This is a genomic window from Bacillus sp. R45, from assembly GCF_021729365.1.
Lineage (GTDB): Bacteria > Bacillota > Bacilli > Bacillales > Bacillaceae > Bacillus > Bacillus velezensis.
Genome location: NZ_CP091421.1, coordinates 2,419,821 through 2,436,769, shown reverse-complemented (window position 1 = coordinate 2,436,769; position 16,949 = coordinate 2,419,821). Strand labels below are relative to the sequence as shown.

The 16,949-nt window shown below is 49.7% G+C and carries 15 protein-coding genes; 13 read left to right on the top strand and 2 right to left on the bottom strand.

The window, feature by feature from the left end:
- The first annotated feature begins 8 nt into the window (after positions 1 to 8).
- The 5 genes from L3V45_RS11780 to prpB are packed head-to-tail and all read left to right on the top strand — an operon-like array spanning position 9 to position 5,521.
- On the top strand, positions 9 to 860 hold the full coding sequence (locus L3V45_RS11780; RefSeq protein WP_024085587.1) for a 3-hydroxybutyryl-CoA dehydrogenase: 852 nt from the start codon (positions 9 to 11) through the stop codon (positions 858 to 860).
- Positions 861 to 889: 29 nt separating this feature from the next.
- Positions 890 to 2,023, top strand: coding sequence for an acyl-CoA dehydrogenase (locus L3V45_RS11775; protein WP_236837012.1), 1,134 nt, complete (start codon positions 890 to 892; stop codon positions 2,021 to 2,023).
- Positions 2,024 to 2,046: 23 nt separating this feature from the next.
- Positions 2,047 to 3,144 carry a citrate synthase gene (gene mmgD, locus L3V45_RS11770; protein WP_015388027.1) on the top strand — a complete coding sequence of 366 codons (1,098 nt, stop codon included), beginning with the start codon at positions 2,047 to 2,049 and terminating at the stop codon, positions 3,142 to 3,144.
- 25 nt (positions 3,145 to 3,169) lie between these two features.
- The gene (locus L3V45_RS11765; protein WP_014305382.1) at positions 3,170 to 4,597 is read left to right on the top strand and encodes a bifunctional 2-methylcitrate dehydratase/aconitate hydratase; all 1,428 of its coding nucleotides are present in this window, start codon (positions 3,170 to 3,172) and stop codon (positions 4,595 to 4,597) included.
- Between the two features lie 18 nt (positions 4,598 to 4,615).
- Positions 4,616 to 5,521, top strand: a complete 906-nt coding sequence (gene prpB, locus L3V45_RS11760; RefSeq protein ID WP_057080493.1) for a methylisocitrate lyase — start codon at positions 4,616 to 4,618, stop codon at positions 5,519 to 5,521.
- A 27-nt stretch (positions 5,522 to 5,548) separates the two neighbouring features.
- On the opposite strand, the gene L3V45_RS11755 is transcribed toward prpB, so the two are convergent.
- On the bottom strand, positions 5,549 to 5,791 hold the full coding sequence (locus L3V45_RS11755) for a DUF2627 domain-containing protein (protein WP_007408378.1): 243 nt from the start codon (positions 5,789 to 5,791) through the stop codon (positions 5,549 to 5,551).
- Between the two features lie 153 nt (positions 5,792 to 5,944).
- Between L3V45_RS11755 and L3V45_RS11750 the strand changes: the two genes are divergently transcribed.
- From L3V45_RS11750 to L3V45_RS11715, 8 genes are all read left to right on the top strand, one after another.
- Positions 5,945 to 8,014, top strand: a complete 2,070-nt coding sequence (locus L3V45_RS11750; protein WP_003153205.1) for a sigma-54 interaction domain-containing protein — start codon at positions 5,945 to 5,947, stop codon at positions 8,012 to 8,014.
- Positions 8,015 to 8,136: 122 nt separating this feature from the next.
- Positions 8,137 to 9,030: a phosphate butyryltransferase gene (gene yqiS / locus L3V45_RS11745; protein ID WP_188155683.1), complete on the top strand. Its 894-nt coding sequence runs from the start codon at positions 8,137 to 8,139 to the stop codon at positions 9,028 to 9,030.
- A 13-nt stretch (positions 9,031 to 9,043) separates the two neighbouring features.
- Complete coding sequence (bcd, locus tag L3V45_RS11740; protein ID WP_003153209.1) at positions 9,044 to 10,138, top strand: branched-chain amino acid dehydrogenase; 1,095 nt, start codon at positions 9,044 to 9,046, stop codon at positions 10,136 to 10,138.
- 17 nt (positions 10,139 to 10,155) lie between these two features.
- Positions 10,156 to 11,271: a butyrate kinase gene (buk, locus tag L3V45_RS11735; RefSeq protein ID WP_088005421.1), complete on the top strand. Its 1,116-nt coding sequence runs from the start codon at positions 10,156 to 10,158 to the stop codon at positions 11,269 to 11,271.
- Complete coding sequence (gene lpdA / locus L3V45_RS11730) at positions 11,261 to 12,682, top strand: dihydrolipoyl dehydrogenase (protein ID WP_003153212.1); 1,422 nt, start codon at positions 11,261 to 11,263, stop codon at positions 12,680 to 12,682. Before buk ends, lpdA begins: the two co-directional genes overlap by 11 nt.
- 22 nt (positions 12,683 to 12,704) lie before the next feature.
- Positions 12,705 to 13,697 carry a thiamine pyrophosphate-dependent dehydrogenase E1 component subunit alpha gene (locus tag L3V45_RS11725; protein ID WP_003153214.1) on the top strand — a complete coding sequence of 331 codons (993 nt, stop codon included), beginning with the start codon at positions 12,705 to 12,707 and terminating at the stop codon, positions 13,695 to 13,697.
- Positions 13,698 to 13,709: 12 nt separating this feature from the next.
- A complete protein-coding gene (gene bfmBAB, locus L3V45_RS11720) occupies positions 13,710 to 14,693 on the top strand; it encodes a 3-methyl-2-oxobutanoate dehydrogenase subunit beta (RefSeq protein ID WP_003153216.1) in 984 nt (327 codons plus the stop codon).
- 21 nt (positions 14,694 to 14,714) lie between these two features.
- Positions 14,715 to 15,977 (top strand): dihydrolipoamide acetyltransferase family protein, encoded by a 1,263-nt coding sequence (locus L3V45_RS11715; protein WP_236837011.1) that lies wholly within the window; start codon positions 14,715 to 14,717, stop codon positions 15,975 to 15,977.
- 44 nt (positions 15,978 to 16,021) lie between these two features.
- Here the strand turns inward: L3V45_RS11715 and L3V45_RS11710 are convergent, their stop codons facing one another.
- Positions 16,022 to 16,918 carry a YegS/Rv2252/BmrU family lipid kinase gene (locus L3V45_RS11710; protein ID WP_014305375.1) on the bottom strand — a complete coding sequence of 299 codons (897 nt, stop codon included), beginning with the start codon at positions 16,916 to 16,918 and terminating at the stop codon, positions 16,022 to 16,024.
- Positions 16,919 to 16,949 lie beyond the last annotated feature (31 nt).

The window sequence follows — 16,949 nt, the reverse complement described above, 5'->3', positions numbered from 1 at the left end:
AGCGCCGGATGAAGATGAAAACAATCATGGTCGCAGGTGCCGGTCAGATGGGGGCAGGCATCGCTCAGACGGCTGCAGAAGCCGGGTTTGCCGTCAAGTTATACGATTGGGAGCCGGAAACGGTAACAAAAGGTCTTCACCGCATAAAGACAAACCTGGAGAAAGAGCAGGCAAAAGGACGGAAGTCACAGCAGGAGACAGATGCCGTTTTCAGCCGTATTTCCCCGGCGGAGCTCACAGAAGCGGGAGATGCTGATTTTATCATTGAAGCCATTGCCGAAAACAAAAAAGCAAAAGCGGAATTGTTTGACACACTTGATAAAATCTGTCCCCCTCATGCCGTATTGGCAAGCAATACGTCTTCTCTTCCTATTACGGAGCTTGCCGCGGCCACAAAAAGGCCTGAAAAAGTAATCGGCATGCATTTTATGAATCCGGTTCCGGTCATGGAGCTTGTCGAAGTCATCAGAGGACTCGCCACATCGGAAGAAACGGCGGAAACAGTAAAGAAGCTTGCCGTCCGGATGAATAAAACCCCTGTCGAAGTCAATGACTTCCCGGGCTTTATATCTAATCGCATATTAATGCCGATGATTAACGAAGCCGTTTATTGCCTTTACGAAGGAGCAGCTTCAAAGGAAGCGATTGATGAGGTGATGAAGCTCGGCATGCGTCATCCGATGGGTCCTTTAACATTAGCTGACTTCATCGGGCTGGATACGTGCCTTTCCATTATGGAGGTTCTCTACGCGGGGCTCGGAGATCCGAAATACCGCCCATGCCCTCTGCTCAGAAAATATGTCAGCGCCGGCTGGCTCGGCAAAAAAAGCGGGCGCGGTTTTTATGAGTACGGCAGATGACGTAAAGATCATGAGGGGAGACGGCAGCCATGCATTTTACTGAAGAGCACATCATGATGAGGAAAATGGTGCGTGATTTTGCCCGCAAGGAAATCGCACCGATGGTTGAGCTCATGGAATCAACAGATGAATTTCCGGAGCGGCTGATTAAAAAAATGGGCGAAGCGGGATTGATGGGCATTCCCGTCCCGGAAGCTTACGGCGGGGCGGGTGCTGATACAACATCTTACATTTTAGCGATTCATGAAATATCAAAAGTCAGCGCGGCCGTCGGCGTCATTTTGTCCGTCCACACATCGGTAGGGACAATCCCGATTTTGCATTTCGGGACAGAAGCCCAAAAACAAACGTATATTCCGAAGCTGGCAGCGGGCGAATATATTGGAGCTTTTGCGCTTACTGAGACTCACTCCGGATCTGATGCGGGAAGCCTGAAAACAACAGCCGTGCGAAAAGGCGGTTCATATATTCTGAACGGTTCAAAAATCTTTATTACAAACGGCGGAGCGGCAGATCTGTATCTGACATTTGCCGTAACCGATCCGGGTAAAGGGAGAAAGGGAATTTCAGCGTTTATTGTTGAAAAAAACACACCCGGTTTTTCTGTCGGAAAAAAAGAAAAAAAGCTCGGATTGTTAGGTTCCAATACTGCCGAATTGCAGTTTGATCAAGCGGAAATTCCGATTGAAAACCGGCTCGGCGAAGAGGGCGAGGGTTTTTCAATCGCCATGAAAAACCTTGCCGTCGGACGGATCGGCATAGCGGCTCAGGCGCTCGGGATTATCGAAGCGGCGCTCGGCTGCTCGGTGGAGTACGCCAAAACCCGCAGCCAGTTCGGCAGACCCATCTCTTCGAATCAGGCCGTTTCATTTAAATTATCTGACATGGCAACGAATGCGGAAGCTGCCAAATTATTGGTCTATCATGCGGCTGACCTGTATCAGCGAGGGCTTCAGTGCGGAAAAGAAGCATCTATGGCGAAGCAATTCGCGTCCGATGCGGCGATGAAAGCGGCGGTGGAGGCTGTGCAGATTCACGGCGGCTACGGCTATATGAAAGAGTATCCCGCGGAGCGTTTATTTCGGGATGCGAAAGTCACGCAAATCTATGAAGGAACCAATGAGATTCAAAGGCTGATTATTTCTAAGTATCTTCTTCAATAAAAAGTGCGCAAAGGAGCGAAACCATGGAATCTTATTCTCCCGGTTTAGATGGCGTCATTGCGGTGGAAACGGGGATTTCTTTCCTGGATACACAGCAGGGCAGTATTTTAATCAAAGGCCACGATCTGATTGAGCTTTCTAAAACGGCCGGCTATATGGACATTGTTCATCTCTTATTGGAAGACAGACTTCCTGATGCGAAAGAGAAGAAGGCGCTTGAAGAAGACGTTCGGCGCGGCGGACACCTTCCCGAGGAAATCTTGCGTATATGCCGTCTGCTGCCCGAACGTACTCACCCGATGGACGGACTGAGGACAGGTTTGTCCGCGCTTGGAGGCTTTGATAAGGATATTGATAACCGCACCTCTTCTGTAAATCGGCACCGTGTCCGCGGGCTGATAGGCAAAATGCCCAATCTGACCGTCAACAGCTATCGAGTCATCAACGGACTGGAGCCTTTAGCGCCTGTCGGAACCTTATCGTACAGCGCAAACTTTTTATATATGATTACCGGAAAAACGCCGTCCTCCTTGGAAGAAGAAATATTCGACCGGTCGCTTCTTTTATACAGTGAGCATGAATTGCCGAACTCAACGTTTACGGCCCGTGTCATTGCTTCGACGCAATCGGATATTTACGGCGCTCTGACCGGAGCCGTCGCCTCGCTTAAGGGAAACCTTCACGGCGGAGCGAACGAAGCGGTTATGTACATGCTTGAGGAAGCGAAGGATACAGACGGGTTTAAACAATTATTAACTCAAAAACTCGCAAACAAAGAAAAAATCATGGGCTTCGGCCACCGTGTCTACATGAAAAAAATGGACCCGAGGGCGCTCATGATGAAAGAAGCATTGAAAAAACTGTCTGATCTTTCAGGTGATTTCCGTCTTTATCATATGTGTGAAGCAGGAGAAACCATCATGCGGGAGAAAAAAGGCCTTTATCCGAACTTAGATTACTACGCAGCGCCGGTTTATTACATGCTCGGCATCCCGATCCCGCTGTATACGCCTATATTCTTCAGCGCACGGACGGTCGGGCTGTGCGCCCACGTCATTGAACAGCACAGCCGAAACCGGCTTTTCCGCCCGCGTGTCCGCTATACCGGAGCGCGTCTGTAAACAGATGAGAAAGGAAGATGAAAACATGACAGAACCCCGCCGAATGGACGCCGTAATCGAAGAGATTTCTGACTACGTGCTCCATCAGGAGATTGACAGTTCGGAAGCTTTCACTACGGCAGGGCATGTGCTTCTTGATACGATAGGCTGCGGAATTTTGGCGCTCAGCTATCCCGAATGTACAAAGCTGCTCGGCCCGATTGTCCCGGGAACCTCCGTGCCCAACGGCAGCAGAGTCCCGGGCACGCCTTTTGTTTTAGACCCGGTCACGGCTGCCTTTAATATCGGCTGTATCAACAGGTGGCTCGATTATAATGATACGTGGCTTGCGGCCGAATGGGGGCATCCGTCTGACAATCTCGGAGGCATATTGGCTTGTGCGGATTATATATCCAGAGTGCGGATTTCAGAAGGGAAAGAACCGCTTACCGTGCGTGATGTGCTTTGCGCAATGATCAAAGCGCACGAAATTCAAGGAATTCTCGCTTTGGAAAACAGTTTAAACAGAGTCGGGCTTGACCATGTGCTGTTTGTGAAGGTGGCGACTGCGGCTGTTTGCGCACAAATGCTGGGCGGCTCAAGAGAGGAAATCAATAACGCCGTATCTCACGCTTGGATTGATAATTCAAGCCTCAGAACGTATCGTCATGCGCCGAACACCGGATCACGCAAATCATGGGCGGCCGGCGACGCGACGAGCAGAGGCGTATATTTGGCCCTTATGGCGCAAAAAGGTGAGATGGGGTACCCGACGGCTCTGACCGCATCCGGGTGGGGATTTCAAGACGTATTATTTAACCGGCAGGAAATGAAGCTTGCCCGCCCGCTTGGGTCCTATGTGATGGAGAATGTTTTGTTTAAAGTATCCTACCCGGCTGAATTCCACGCCCAGACAGCGGCGGAGTGCGCGGTCCGGCTTCATCCGGAGGTGAAAGACCGCATCGAAGACATTGACAGGATCACGATTATGACCCATGAGTCGGCAATCCGGATTATCGATAAAAAAGGGCCGCTTCACAATCCGGCTGACCGGGATCACTGCCTCCAGTATATTACGGCAATCGGGCTGCTTTTCGGAGATATCACGGCGGATCATTATGAAGAGGAAACGGCGTCTGACCCGCGAATTGATACATTGCGGAGCAAAATGGAGGTGACGGAACATAAAGCGTACTCAAAAGATTACTTAGACCCGAATAAGCGATCCATCTCAAATGCCGTACAGGTGCATTTTACAGACGGCACGGCTACGGGACGGATTGAATGTGAATATCCGCTCGGGCACCGGTTCCGCAGAAAAGAAGCCGTTCCGAAGATTCTTGCCAAGTTTTCAGCAAACATCAGCACTCATTTTTCATTGAAGCAGCAGCGGAAAATCGAAGAGGCCTGTAAAGATAGCGGCCGAATGCAGAAGCTCAGCGTTAGTGAATTTATGGACTTATTTCTCATATAAAATAGGAGGGTGACAAACATGACGTGGATCGTCAGCAAGCAGTCGTCTCAAGAGGAGCTTGCAGAGCGGTTCCGTGCGCTGATGGCAGCGCCGGATCTATTGCAGATTCCCGGCGCTCACGATGCGATGGCCGCTCTTATTGCCAAGAAAACGGGTTTTTCGGCTCTTTATTTATCAGGCGCGGCTTACACGGCGAGCAGAGGGCTGCCCGATTTAGGCATCATCACGTCGGCGGAAATGGCTGAACGGGTTAAAGATCTGGTCCGCTCGTCTGATCTGCCCGTCCTTGTCGATATTGACACGGGTTTCGGAGGCGTGCTGAATGCCGCCCGGACGGCGAAAGAAATGTATGAAGCGCGCGCGGCCGCCGTCCAAATGGAGGATCAGCGCCTGCCGAAAAAATGCGGACATCTGAATGGGAAGCAGCTCGTGCCGATTGAAGAAATGGCGCAAAAAATCCAAGCGGTCAAGCGGGCCGCGCCGACTCTTCTTGTTGTTGCGAGAACAGACGCCAGACAGCAGGAAGGGCTGGAGGGGGCATTAAAAAGGGCGTCCGCTTATATAAAAGCGGGTGCTGACGCTGTTTTTCCGGAAGCGCTCCAATCCGAAAGTGAATTCAGAGCGTTTTCCAAACAAATCAGTGTGCCGATTCTCGCAAATATGACTGAATTCGGACAAACGCCGTATTACAGTGCTGATGAATTTTCCGATATGGGCTGTCAGATGGTCATTTACCCGGTCACGTCACTCAGAACGGCTGCCAAGGCTTTTGAGCGTATTTTCCGCCTTCTGAAAGAAGAAGGCTCTCAAAAAGAGGGGCTTTCGGATATGCAGACGAGAAAAGAATTATATGAAACGATCGCTTACGATGACTATGAAGAACTGGATCAATCCATTGCCAAAACGATACTGCCGGACGACTGAAAAAGCCCTTTTTTGCAAGGGCTTTTTTTACAGCTTTTTTTTCCTGAACCGCGGGCTGACTTGATTGCGTTTCCGATCTCTGTACAAAATAAACCCGGCCAGAACATAAAGGCCGAACAAAAAAAACGCCAATCCGGCCGCCCCCTGAAGAAAAAGGGACGGAAACGGGGAAAACGCATGCCCGAATAATGCATCTCTCATCAGTTTAATGCCGAGCGCCGCGACAGCGCCGGGGAGGACCAGAATCAAAAGCGCAACAAGCCGGCTCATATTCAGAAAACCCCTTTACGATATGATTTCCTTTATTGTCCAATCGAAAAAATATTTTGTCAAGAGATCAAAACGTGGTAACATAGGGGTTGTGCAAATTATTGCAACGGGAAATACAGGTGTGCAAATTTTTTCATATAAAGGGGTATCGGGATGCAGAAGGTGCTGATTATAGGTGCTGGTAAAGGAGGCACGGCGCTCCTACAGATTTTGATGAAAACAAAACTGATCCGGATTATTGCGGTGGTTGATCAAGATCCGGAGGCGCAAGGGCTGCAAGAAGCCCGGAGATATGGAATTGCAACCTCATCAGATTGGAAACCCTACATAACTGAAGATATAGATATTATCATCCATACAACAGGCGATAAAGCGGTCATGGATGAGCTGCTCCATGAGAAAAAAGAACAAACCATCGTCATGCCGGGAAAATTGGCGTACATGGTGTTTCAGCTGATGGAGGAAAAACAGCAGCTTATCCAAATGCTGAAGTCGCAGACGTATAAGCATGACCGGATTTTTAATTCAACGCACGACGGTATGATTTTTATAGACGTCAACGAAACGATCATTTTATTTAATCAGATGGCAGAAAAAATGGTCGGCCGAAAACGGGAGGAAGTCATCGGCCGCCAAATTAAAGATGTAGTGCCGAACACAAAGCTGCCGCGGATTCTGGAAACGAGAGAGCCGGAATATAACCAGAAGCAGCTTCTCGGCAAGCACCTGCAGATTGTCACGACAAGACTGCCGATCATTGATGAAGGCGGAAAACTTCTCGGCGCGTTATGCGTGTTTAAAGACATCACCGACGCAGTTGAACTGGCGGAAGAGGTCACGAACTTAAAACAAATCCGCACCATGCTTGAAGCGATTATTCAATCGTCAGACGAGGCCATTTCCGTCGTTGATGAAAACGGCATCGGAATGTTAATCAACAAAGCGTATACAAAAATGACCGGGCTGTCAGAAAGCGAAGTCATCGGAAAACCCGCTTCCACCGATATCTCGGAAGGGGAAAGCATGCACCTGAAAGTATTGGGGACAAGGCGGCCCGTGCGTGGTGTGAGGATGAAGGTCGGCCCCAATAAAAAGGATGTCATCGTAAATGTTGCCCCCGTTATTGTGGACGGTATTTTAAAAGGCAGCGTCGGCGTCATCCACGACGTGTCAGAAATTAAAACGCTGACTGCTGAGCTGAATCGGGCGCGCCAGATCATCCGCACGCTTGAAGCGAAATACACGTTTGACGACATTATCGGCACGAGTGAACAAATGCTGGTCGCCCTTGAACAGGCGAAGCTCGGGGCGAAAACGCCGGCGACGATTCTGCTGCGGGGAGAATCCGGCACAGGGAAAGAACTTTTCGCCCACGCCATCCATAATGAAAGCGACCGAAAATACAATAAATTCATCCGGGTCAATTGTGCGGCCCTGTCTGAATCCCTGCTTGAATCCGAGCTTTTCGGCTATGAGGAAGGCGCGTTTACGGGCGCGAGGCGCGGGGGCAAAAAAGGACTTTTTGAGGAAGCGAATAACGGCAGCATTTTCTTAGATGAAATCGGAGAGCTGACCCAAAGCACCCAGGCAAAGCTGCTCAGAGTGCTGCAGGAAAAAGAAATTATTAGAGTCGGCGGCGCAAAAGCGATTTCTGTCAATGTCAGAATTATCGCAGCGACAAACGTCAACATCGAAAAGGCCATGGCGGAAGGCGCGTTCCGCGAAGACCTGTATTACCGGATTAACCGCTATCCGATCTCAATCCCGCCGCTTCGGCAGCGCAAAGAAGATATTGAAGCGCTGAGCATTCGGCTCATTGAAAAAATCAATCAGGATTACGGCCGCAATGTAAAGGGGCTCACGCCGAACGCGCTGCGAGCTTTATCAGCCTACAGCTGGCCGGGAAACGTACGGGAGCTTGAAAATGTTCTCGGACGGGCAATGATATTTTTAGAGCCGCATATGGAACGGATCGAACAGCAGCATCTGCCTGTTTTCGAATCAGAGCTGAATGACAAAAACGGCACCCAAAGTGATTTTCCGGATGTAGAAGGGGAAAAGCTGTCTCAGGCTGTTGAAAAATTTGAAGCGCACATCATTCAAAAAACGCTTGAAAAGCATAAATTCAACCGAACCAAAACGGCGAAAGCGCTTGGTGTCAGCATTCGGAATCTGTACTACAAAATGGACAAGTACGGCCTTGCAAATGACGGCATGCAATAAATTGCAGAGAAAGCGCAAACAGCTGCATGTTTTCTTGAAAAAAGCCGGAATAAACCCTTTCGCATATTTGGCACAGAACTTGCATTGTTAAAAGCGGATTCGCACAAGAAAGGTGGTACAAAATGAAGCTGAGAGACCTAGTTGAAAAAGCCGCGGCAAAAAACGCAAAAACCATTGCAGTGGCCCACGCAGCAGATAAAGAAGTGATCCACGCCGTCAAAATGGCGGCAGAACACTTGTCGGCACGATTTTTACTGACGGGTGACAGCGGAAAGCTGAAAGAGCTTCTGGCAAATGAGCCGAAGTTCAATGCTGACATCATCCACGCCGATTCACCAGAAGAATCTGCGGCAAAAGCAGTGCGCGCAGTGCGTGAACAAGAGGCGGACGTTTTAATGAAAGGGAATCTCCCGAGCTCAACTCTTCTGAAATCGGTTTTAAACCGCCAGGAAGGGCTTCGTTCAAAAAGGGTGTTATCACATGTAGCCGTTTTTGAAGTGCCGGACTATGACCGGCTGATGTATGTGACTGATTCAGCGCTGAACATTGCCCCGTCTCTTGAAGAACTCGGGCATATTCTGCAAAATGCGGTTCATGTCGCACATTCAGTAGGGAACCCTATGCCGAAAGCCGCAGTCCTTGCGGCTATTGAAACGGTTAATCCGAAAATGGAGGCGACGCTGAACGCGTCTGCGATCGTCCAGATGTGCAATAGAGGACAGATTACCGGCTGCATTGCGGACGGACCGCTTGCTTTGGATAATGCCGTATCCCAAGCGGCTGCGCTGCAAAAAGGGATTTCCGGAAGCGTAGCGGGCCAGGCGGATATTCTCTTGGTTCCTTCAATCGAGGCCGGAAATATGCTTTATAAGTCAATGATTTATTTTGCGAAAGCAAATGTTGCTGCCGTCATCGCCGGTGCAAAAGCGCCGATTGCATTAACGAGCAGAGCGGATACCGCAGAAAATAAACTGTATTCAATTGCGCTTGCGATTTGCGCATCACAAGAACAGTAGGAGGAACGAACCTATGGAAATTTTTAAATATATGGAGACTTATGATTACGAACAATTGGTATTCTGCCAAGATGAACAATCCGGATTAAAAGCGATCATCGCGATTCATGATACGACGCTCGGCCCTGCACTCGGCGGAACAAGAATGTGGACATATGACAGTGAAGAAGCGGCGATTGAAGATGCACTGAGACTCGCAAAAGGCATGACTTATAAAAATGCGGCTGCCGGTTTAAACTTAGGCGGCGGGAAAACCGTTATTATCGGAGACCCGCGCAAAGATAAAAATGAAGAAATGTTCCGCGCGTTCGGCCGCTACATCCAAGGCTTAAACGGAAGGTATATTACGGCGGAAGACGTCGGCACCACCGTTGAAGATATGGACATCATTCATGATGAAACAGACTATGTAACCGGAATTTCTCCGGCATTCGGTTCATCAGGAAATCCGTCTCCGGTTACGGCGTACGGCGTCTACAAAGGGATGAAAGCCGCAGCGAAAGCGGCGTTTGGCACTGATTCACTGGAAGGTAAAACAATTGCCGTGCAAGGCGTGGGAAATGTGGCTTACAATCTATGCCGCCACCTTCACGAAGAAGGCGCTTCTTTAATCGTAACCGATATCAATAAAGAATCTGTTAAACGTGCCGTTGAGGACTTCGGCGCCCGCGCAGTTGATCCCGGCGACATTTACTCACAGGCGTGCGATATTTATGCCCCGTGTGCTCTCGGCGCCGTCATTAACGATGACACGATTAAACAGCTGAAGGCGAAAGTCATTGCGGGGGCGGCCAATAACCAGCTGAAAGAAACACGTCACGGCGATACCATTCATGAAATGGGAATCGTGTACGCTCCGGATTATGTCATCAATGCAGGCGGCGTCATCAATGTGGCCGATGAGCTTTACGGCTACAACGCTGAGCGTGCGTTGAAAAAGGTTGAGGGCATCTATGCAAACATTGAGCGGGTGCTCGATATTTCCGCGCGTGACGGCATTCCGACATACTTAGCGGCCGACCGTCTGGCTGAGGAACGAATTGAGCGCATGCGCCGTTCAAGAAGCCAGTTCCTGCAAAACGGCCAAAGTATATTAAGCAGACGATAGGAATTTGATCTGGAGGTATGAAAATGTTCGAACAGGAAAAACGCATTCTCATTCTGAATCCAGGCTCAACATCAACGAAAATCGGTGTCTTTCACAATGAACGCTGTATCTTTGAAAAGACGCTGCGGCATCCCGAAGAAGAGCTGAAAGCATTTAACGGCATTATCGACCAATACGAATTTCGAAAAATAAGCATTCTTGAGTCTTTGCACGAACAGGGCATCAACATTTCAAAGTTTGATGCCGTTTGTGCCAGGGGCGGCCTGCTCAGACCGATTGAGGGCGGCACATATGAAGTGAATGACGCCATGATCACTGATTTGAAAAACGGCTACAACGGGCAGCATGCTTCTAATCTGGGCGGAATTATTGCCAGGGAAATAGCAGACGGATTAAATATCCCCGCGTATATCGTCGATCCGGTCGTGGTGGATGAGATGACTCCGCTCGCTAAAGTATCAGGGATGCCTGAAATCAAGCGGAAAAGCATTTTTCATGCTTTGAACCAAAAAGCTGTTGCCCGTCATGCGGCGGCGTCCCTCGGCAAACGGTATGAACAGATGAAGATGATCGTCACTCATATGGGCGGCGGCATCACAGTCGGGGTCCATGATTGCGGACGGGTGACGGATGTCAACAACGGGCTTCACGGAGAAGGGCCCTTCAGCCCGGAGCGTGCGGGAACCGTTCCTGCGGGTGATTTGGTGGAGATGTGTTTTTCCGGCAAGTATTCAAAAGCCGATATGATGAAAAAACTTGTCGGCACGGGCGGACTCTCCGGCTACCTGGGGACAACTGACGCGGTGAAGGTGGAAAAACGCATTCAGGCCGGAGATGAGCATGCGAGGCTCATTTATGACGCCATGGCTTATCAAGTAGCAAAAGAAATCGGGGCGGCAAGCGCCGTATTAAAAGGAAAAGTAGACATTATCGTCCTGACGGGCGGATTGGCGTACGGGAAAAGTTTCGTATCCGCCATCAGATCGTACATAGATTGGATTTCGGATGTACTGGTGTACCCGGGAGAAAATGAACTGCAATCTCTCGCGCAAGGCGCGCTTCGGGTTTTAGCCGGTGAGGAGCAGTCAAAGCAATATCAGATCGGCGAAGGAGTGAAAACAAATGGCGACTGAATATGATGTGGTCATTCTGGGCGGCGGCACAGGCGGTTATGTAGCGGCCATCAGAGCGGCCCAGCTCGGCTTAAAAACGGCCGTTGTTGAAAAAGAAAAGCTCGGCGGAACATGCCTACATAAAGGATGTATCCCGAGTAAAGCGCTGTTAAGAAGCGCGGAAGTGTACCGAACCGCAAAGGAAGCGGCAGCATTCGGCATTGAAACGGAAGGTGTCTCCCTCCGCTTTGACAGCGTGCAAAAACGAAAGCAGGGAATCGTTGACCGGCTGGCCGGCGGTGTCGCCCACTTGATGAAAAAGGGGAAGATTGATGTATTCAACGGGTACGGACGTATGCTCGGCCCTTCCATCTTCTCACCTCTTCCCGGTACGGTTTCCGTCGAATACGCAAATGGTGAAGAAAACGACATGCTGATACCGAAACAATTGATTATCGCAACCGGTTCAAGGCCGAAAATGCTGCCGGGTTTAGAAGCAGACGGTACATATATTCTGACATCAGATGAAGCGCTTGAGCTTGAGCGTCTGCCCCAATCCATGTTGATCGTCGGCGGCGGTGTCATCGGAATTGAATGGGCATCCATGCTGAACGATTTCGGCGTCAATATCACTGTGATTGAATATGCGGACCGCATTTTGCCGACTGAAGACCGTGATATCTCAAGCGAGATGGAAAAACTGTTAACGAAAAAAGGAATTAAGATTGTAACGGGTGCGAAAGTGCTTCCGGATACATTGGAAAAAGCGGATGGCGTTTCAATTGCCGCTGAAAAGAATGGAAAAAAAGAAACGTATCACGCCGAACAAATGCTTGTTTCCATCGGCCGCCAGCCGAACATTGAAGGGATCGGTCTTGAAAACACGGACATTGCAGCGGAAAACGGTTCTATCATAGTAAATGAAGCCGGACAGACGAAGGAATCGCATATTTATGCGATCGGTGATGTCGTCGGCGGTCTGCAGCTTGCGCATGTGGCCTCCCGTGAAGGCATCATTGCCGTTGAGCATATGGCGGGTCTTAATCCGGCTCCGCTTGATGCCGCTCTTGTGCCGAAATGCATTTATTCAAATCCGGAAGCGGCGAGTGTCGGTCTGACAGAAGAAGAAGCTGCCCGAAAAGGACATGAACTTAAGATCGGAAAGTTTCCGTTCATGGCGATCGGAAAGGCTCTTGTATACGGAGAAAGCGACGGCTTTGTCAAAATTGTCGCCGACCGGAATACAGATGATATTCTCGGTGTTCATATGATCGGCCCGCACGTCACCGATATGATCTCTGAAGCGGGGCTTGCCAAGGTGCTCGACGCGACGCCTTGGGAAATCGGCCAGTCCATACATCCGCATCCGTCGCTTTCAGAAGCGATTGGAGAAGCTGCGTTAGCCGCAGACGGAAACGCGATTCATTTTTAAAAGGAAAGAAGGAGGGGTTTGAATGACTACAAACCGCCATCAAGCATTAGGGCTTTCTGACGAAGAAGCCGTTGAAATGTATAGAACCATGCTGTTAGCCAGAAAAATCGACGAAAGAATGTGGCTCTTAAACCGCTCGGGCAAAATTCCGTTCGTTATTTCATGTCAAGGGCAGGAAGCGGCTCAAGTAGGCGCGGCCTATGCCCTAAACCGCGATACCGACTATGTGCTTCCGTACTACAGAGATATGGGGGTTGTGCTTGCATTCGGTATGACTGCTAAGGATTTGATGATGTCGGGTTTTGCGAAAGCGGCTGATCCGAACTCAGGCGGAAGGCAGATGCCGGGCCACTTCGGGCAAAAGGAAAACAGAATCGTAACGGGCTCATCCCCTGTGACGACGCAGGTTCCCCACGCGGTCGGAATCGCGCTTGCGGGACGCATGGATAAAAAGGATATCGTCTCTTTCGTTACCTTTGGAGAAGGTTCTTCTAACCAGGGAGATTTTCACGAAGGGGCAAACTTTGCCGCCGTGTATAAATTGCCGGTCATTTTCATGTGTGAAAATAATAAGTATGCCATTTCCGTTCCGTATGACAAACAGGTGGCGTGCGAAAATATTTCCGACCGGGCGGCAGGCTACGGCATGCCGGGAGTCACAGTTGACGGAAACGACCTGCTGGAAGTTTACCGGGCCGTGAAAGAAGCGCGCGAACGGGCATCTAAAGGCGAAGGACCTACATTAATAGAAACGGTTTCCTACCGGTTGACGCCGCATTCCAGTGATGACGACGACAGCAGCTACAGAGAACGCGAAGAAGTAGAAGAAGCAAAGAAACAGGATCCGCTTCTTTTATACAAAGCATACTTGCAAGAAGCCGGGCTTCTAGGTGAAGAAGAAGAAAAGACCATGCTGGATGACATCATGGCTATCGTAAACGAAGCGACAGACGAAGCGGAGAAAGCGCCATACGCATCTCCTGAATCAACGCTTGATCACGTTTATGCGAAGTAGGGAGGAATACTTATGTCTGTAATGTCTTATATTGACAGTATTAATGCAGCTATGAAAGAAGAAATGGAAAGAGATCCGCGCGTTTTTGTCCTCGGGGAAGACGTCGGGAGAAAAGGCGGCGTATTTAAAGCCACGGCGGGTCTCTATGAACAGTTCGGAGAAGAGCGGGTGATGGATACGCCGCTTGCGGAATCAGCGATTGCGGGTGTCGGAATCGGCGCCGCGATGTACGGCATGCGCCCGATTGCCGAGATGCAGTTTGCCGATTTCATTCTGCCTGCGGTCAACCAAATCATTTCAGAAGCGGCCAAAATACGCTACCGTTCAAACAATGATTGGAGCTGTCCGATGGTCATCAGAGCGCCTTACGGGGGCGGCGTGCACGGCGCGTTGTATCATTCCCAATCTGTGGAGGCCATTTTTGCCAACCAGCCGGGTCTTAAAATTGTCATGCCTTCAACTCCTTATGACGCAAAAGGGCTGTTGAAAGCCGCAGTCCGTGACGAAGATCCCGTGCTGTTTTTCGAACATAAGAGGGCGTACCGCCTGATTAAAGGAGAAGTCCCTGCTGATGATTACGTCCTTCCGATCGGAAAGGCGGATGTAAAACGCGAAGGCAGCGACATTACTGTCATTACGTACGGATTATGCGTCCATTTCGCTCTGCAGGCTGCCGAGCGTCTTGAAAAAGACGGAATTTCCGCGCACGTATTAGACTTGCGTACGGTTTATCCGTTAGATAAAGAAGCCATCATTGAAGCCGCGTCTAAAACGGGAAAAGTATTGCTGATCACAGAAGATACGAAAGAAGGCGGCATTATGAGCGAGGTCGCCGCTATTATTTCTGAAAACTGCTTATTTGATTTAGACGCGCCGATCAAGCGGCTTGCAGGCCCTGATGTTCCGGCAATGCCTTATGCGCCGACAATGGAAAAATACTTCATGATGAATCCTGACAAAGCGGAAGCCGCGATGAGAGAATTAGCGGAGTTTTAAAGACGTAAGGAGGTTTTTGACATGGCGATTGAACAAATGGCTATGCCTCAGCTCGGAGAGAGCGTGACGGAAGGGACGATCAGCAAATGGCTGGTATCCCCCGGTGATCAAGTGAATAAATATGACCCCATCGCGGAGGTCATGACGGATAAAGTGAATGCGGAGGTGCCGTCTTCTTTTACCGGTACGATTACAGAACTTGTAGGAGAAGAAGGCCAGACTCTTACAGTCGGCGATATCATCTGCAAAATTGAAACGGAAGAAACGGAAACCGAAGAGGCGCCGAAGCGGGAAGAAGAGCAGAATACCCCTTCAGACACCGATGCAAACCGTCAAGGTAAAGACCAGTCAAATAAAGCGCGTTATTCGCCGGCCGTGCTCAGATTAGCGGGAGAACACGGCATTCAGCTTGAAGAAGTTGAAGGAACGGGCGCAGGAGGAAGAATTACGCGAAAAGACATTCAAAAGATCATTGATTCGGGAATGCAGCAGAAGTCGGAAGCACCGGCGCCGGCTGCCGTTCAAACAACGCAACAAGCGCCGAAACAACAGCAAAAACAAGCGCCGGCGCCAGCTCTGTCAGCCGGTGATATTGAAATTCCGGTTACAGGCGTCAGAAAAGCCATCGCCGCCAATATGCATAAAAGCAAAACAGAAATTCCGCACGCCTGGACGATGATGGAAGTCGACGTCACGAACATGACGGCGTACAGAAACAGCATAAAAGACTCATTTAAACAAAAAGAAGGCTTCAATTTAACATTTTTCGCTTTCTTTGTAAAAGCGGCGGCGCAGGCTCTCAAAGAGTTCCCGCAGATGAACAGCATGTGGGCGGGAGACAAAATCGTCCAAAAGAAAGACATCAACATCTCCATTGCCGTTGCCACGGAAGATTCGCTGTTTGTTCCGGTTATTAAGCATGCTGATGAAAAAACGATTAAAGGCATAGCCAGAGAAATAACGGACCTTGCGAAAAAAGTGAGAAACGGAAAACTTACCGCGGAAGATATGCAGGGCGGCACATTTACCGTCAATAACACGGGATCTTTCGGCTCAGTTCAATCTATGGGCATTATCAACCATCCGCAGGCGGCGATTCTTCAGGTAGAATCTATCGTCAAACGTCCGGTTGTCATGAATAACGGGATGATCGCAGTGCGTGATATGGTTAATCTTTGCCTGTCTTTAGATCACAGAGTGCTCGACGGGCTCGTATGCGGCCGTTTCCTCGGACGCGTCAAAGAAATCCTAGAAAACATTGACGAAAATACTTCAGTCTATTAAAAAAAACTCCTTTTGCCCGGGCGGCAAAAGGAGTTTTTTTATTTTCATTGTGAATCCTCGGGAACAAGCATAGTGAGATGATGTGTTTTCACTTCGATCGTACAAGGCGTTGTTCCGTATACCTCGCCATCTGTATCCGCGTCCATTTCACGTCCGGTTTCGATTTCAATCCTGGAGGCCTGAATATAGGACAGCTCCCCTTCGAAATCATCAAACGAACCCTGCTCCATCGTCATCAGCTCCCGCAACGCGGCAAGGCTTGTGTTGCGGCAGATTAACACATCGGCTAAGCCGTCCCGGAGGCTCGCATCAGGCAGGGGAACTCTGTTTGTCCCGATATAATGCCCGTTCATGACAAGCACCATTACGGCTTCGTCTTCTTTCACCTCGCCGTCAATTGTCAATTTGACAGGAAACGGGTTCGCGCTTGTCATCGTCCGCAAGGCGCTCGTGAAGTAGCTGATTTTACCAAGCCATGCTTTTTCAGTTTCATTGATATGGCTCGATGCTTCAGTGATCAATCCGATGCCCCAGAAGTTCAGAAAATAGCCGTCATCCGTTTTACAGACGTCAATCATCCGTTTATGTCCGGCCGCGAGCGCTTCAGCGGCCTTTTGAAGGTTTTGCGGGATGCCGAGCGCCCGTGAGAAATCGTTGCACGTTCCTCCCGGCAAAATGCCGACAGCGGGCCTGTGATCAAGCTTGCTGATGCTGTTGATGCATTGATGCACAGTGCCGTCTCCGCCTAAAATATATAAATGGTCAACTGAACTGTCGAGGTTTTCACAATACTGACGGGCATCATCCTGATGTTTGGTCGGTTTAATCAAAAGTTCGTCAGCTGACTGGGCCAAAATGGGGACGACCGTGCCGAGCGTTTTATCAATCTGTTTTTGACCGGCGTTTCCGTTATAAATTAATACTGCTTTCCGTTGGCTCATACGACTGCTCCTTTATTTCAGACAATCTCTT

Bases quoted from the DNA above. Each gene is read 5' to 3' on its own strand.
- L3V45_RS11780 (WP_024085587.1), top strand. From the start codon at position 9: ATGAAGATGAAAACAATCATGGTCGCAGGTGCCGGTCAGATGGGGGCA.
- L3V45_RS11775 (WP_236837012.1), top strand. From the start codon at position 890: ATGCATTTTACTGAAGAGCACATCATGATGAGGAAAATGGTGCGTGAT.
- mmgD (WP_015388027.1), top strand. From the start codon at position 2,047: ATGGAATCTTATTCTCCCGGTTTAGATGGCGTCATTGCGGTGGAAACG.
- L3V45_RS11765 (WP_014305382.1), top strand. From the start codon at position 3,170: ATGACAGAACCCCGCCGAATGGACGCCGTAATCGAAGAGATTTCTGAC.
- prpB (WP_057080493.1), top strand. From the start codon at position 4,616: ATGACGTGGATCGTCAGCAAGCAGTCGTCTCAAGAGGAGCTTGCAGAG.
- L3V45_RS11755 (WP_007408378.1), bottom strand. From the start codon at position 5,791: ATGAGCCGGCTTGTTGCGCTTTTGATTCTGGTCCTCCCCGGCGCTGTC.
- L3V45_RS11750 (WP_003153205.1), top strand. From the start codon at position 5,945: ATGCAGAAGGTGCTGATTATAGGTGCTGGTAAAGGAGGCACGGCGCTC.
- yqiS (WP_188155683.1), top strand. From the start codon at position 8,137: ATGAAGCTGAGAGACCTAGTTGAAAAAGCCGCGGCAAAAAACGCAAAA.
- bcd (WP_003153209.1), top strand. From the start codon at position 9,044: ATGGAAATTTTTAAATATATGGAGACTTATGATTACGAACAATTGGTA.
- buk (WP_088005421.1), top strand. From the start codon at position 10,156: ATGAAAATGTTCGAACAGGAAAAACGCATTCTCATTCTGAATCCAGGC.
- lpdA (WP_003153212.1), top strand. From the start codon at position 11,261: ATGGCGACTGAATATGATGTGGTCATTCTGGGCGGCGGCACAGGCGGT.
- L3V45_RS11725 (WP_003153214.1), top strand. From the start codon at position 12,705: ATGACTACAAACCGCCATCAAGCATTAGGGCTTTCTGACGAAGAAGCC.
- bfmBAB (WP_003153216.1), top strand. From the start codon at position 13,710: ATGTCTGTAATGTCTTATATTGACAGTATTAATGCAGCTATGAAAGAA.
- L3V45_RS11715 (WP_236837011.1), top strand. From the start codon at position 14,715: ATGGCGATTGAACAAATGGCTATGCCTCAGCTCGGAGAGAGCGTGACG.
- L3V45_RS11710 (WP_014305375.1), bottom strand. From the start codon at position 16,918: ATGAGCCAACGGAAAGCAGTATTAATTTATAACGGAAACGCCGGTCAA.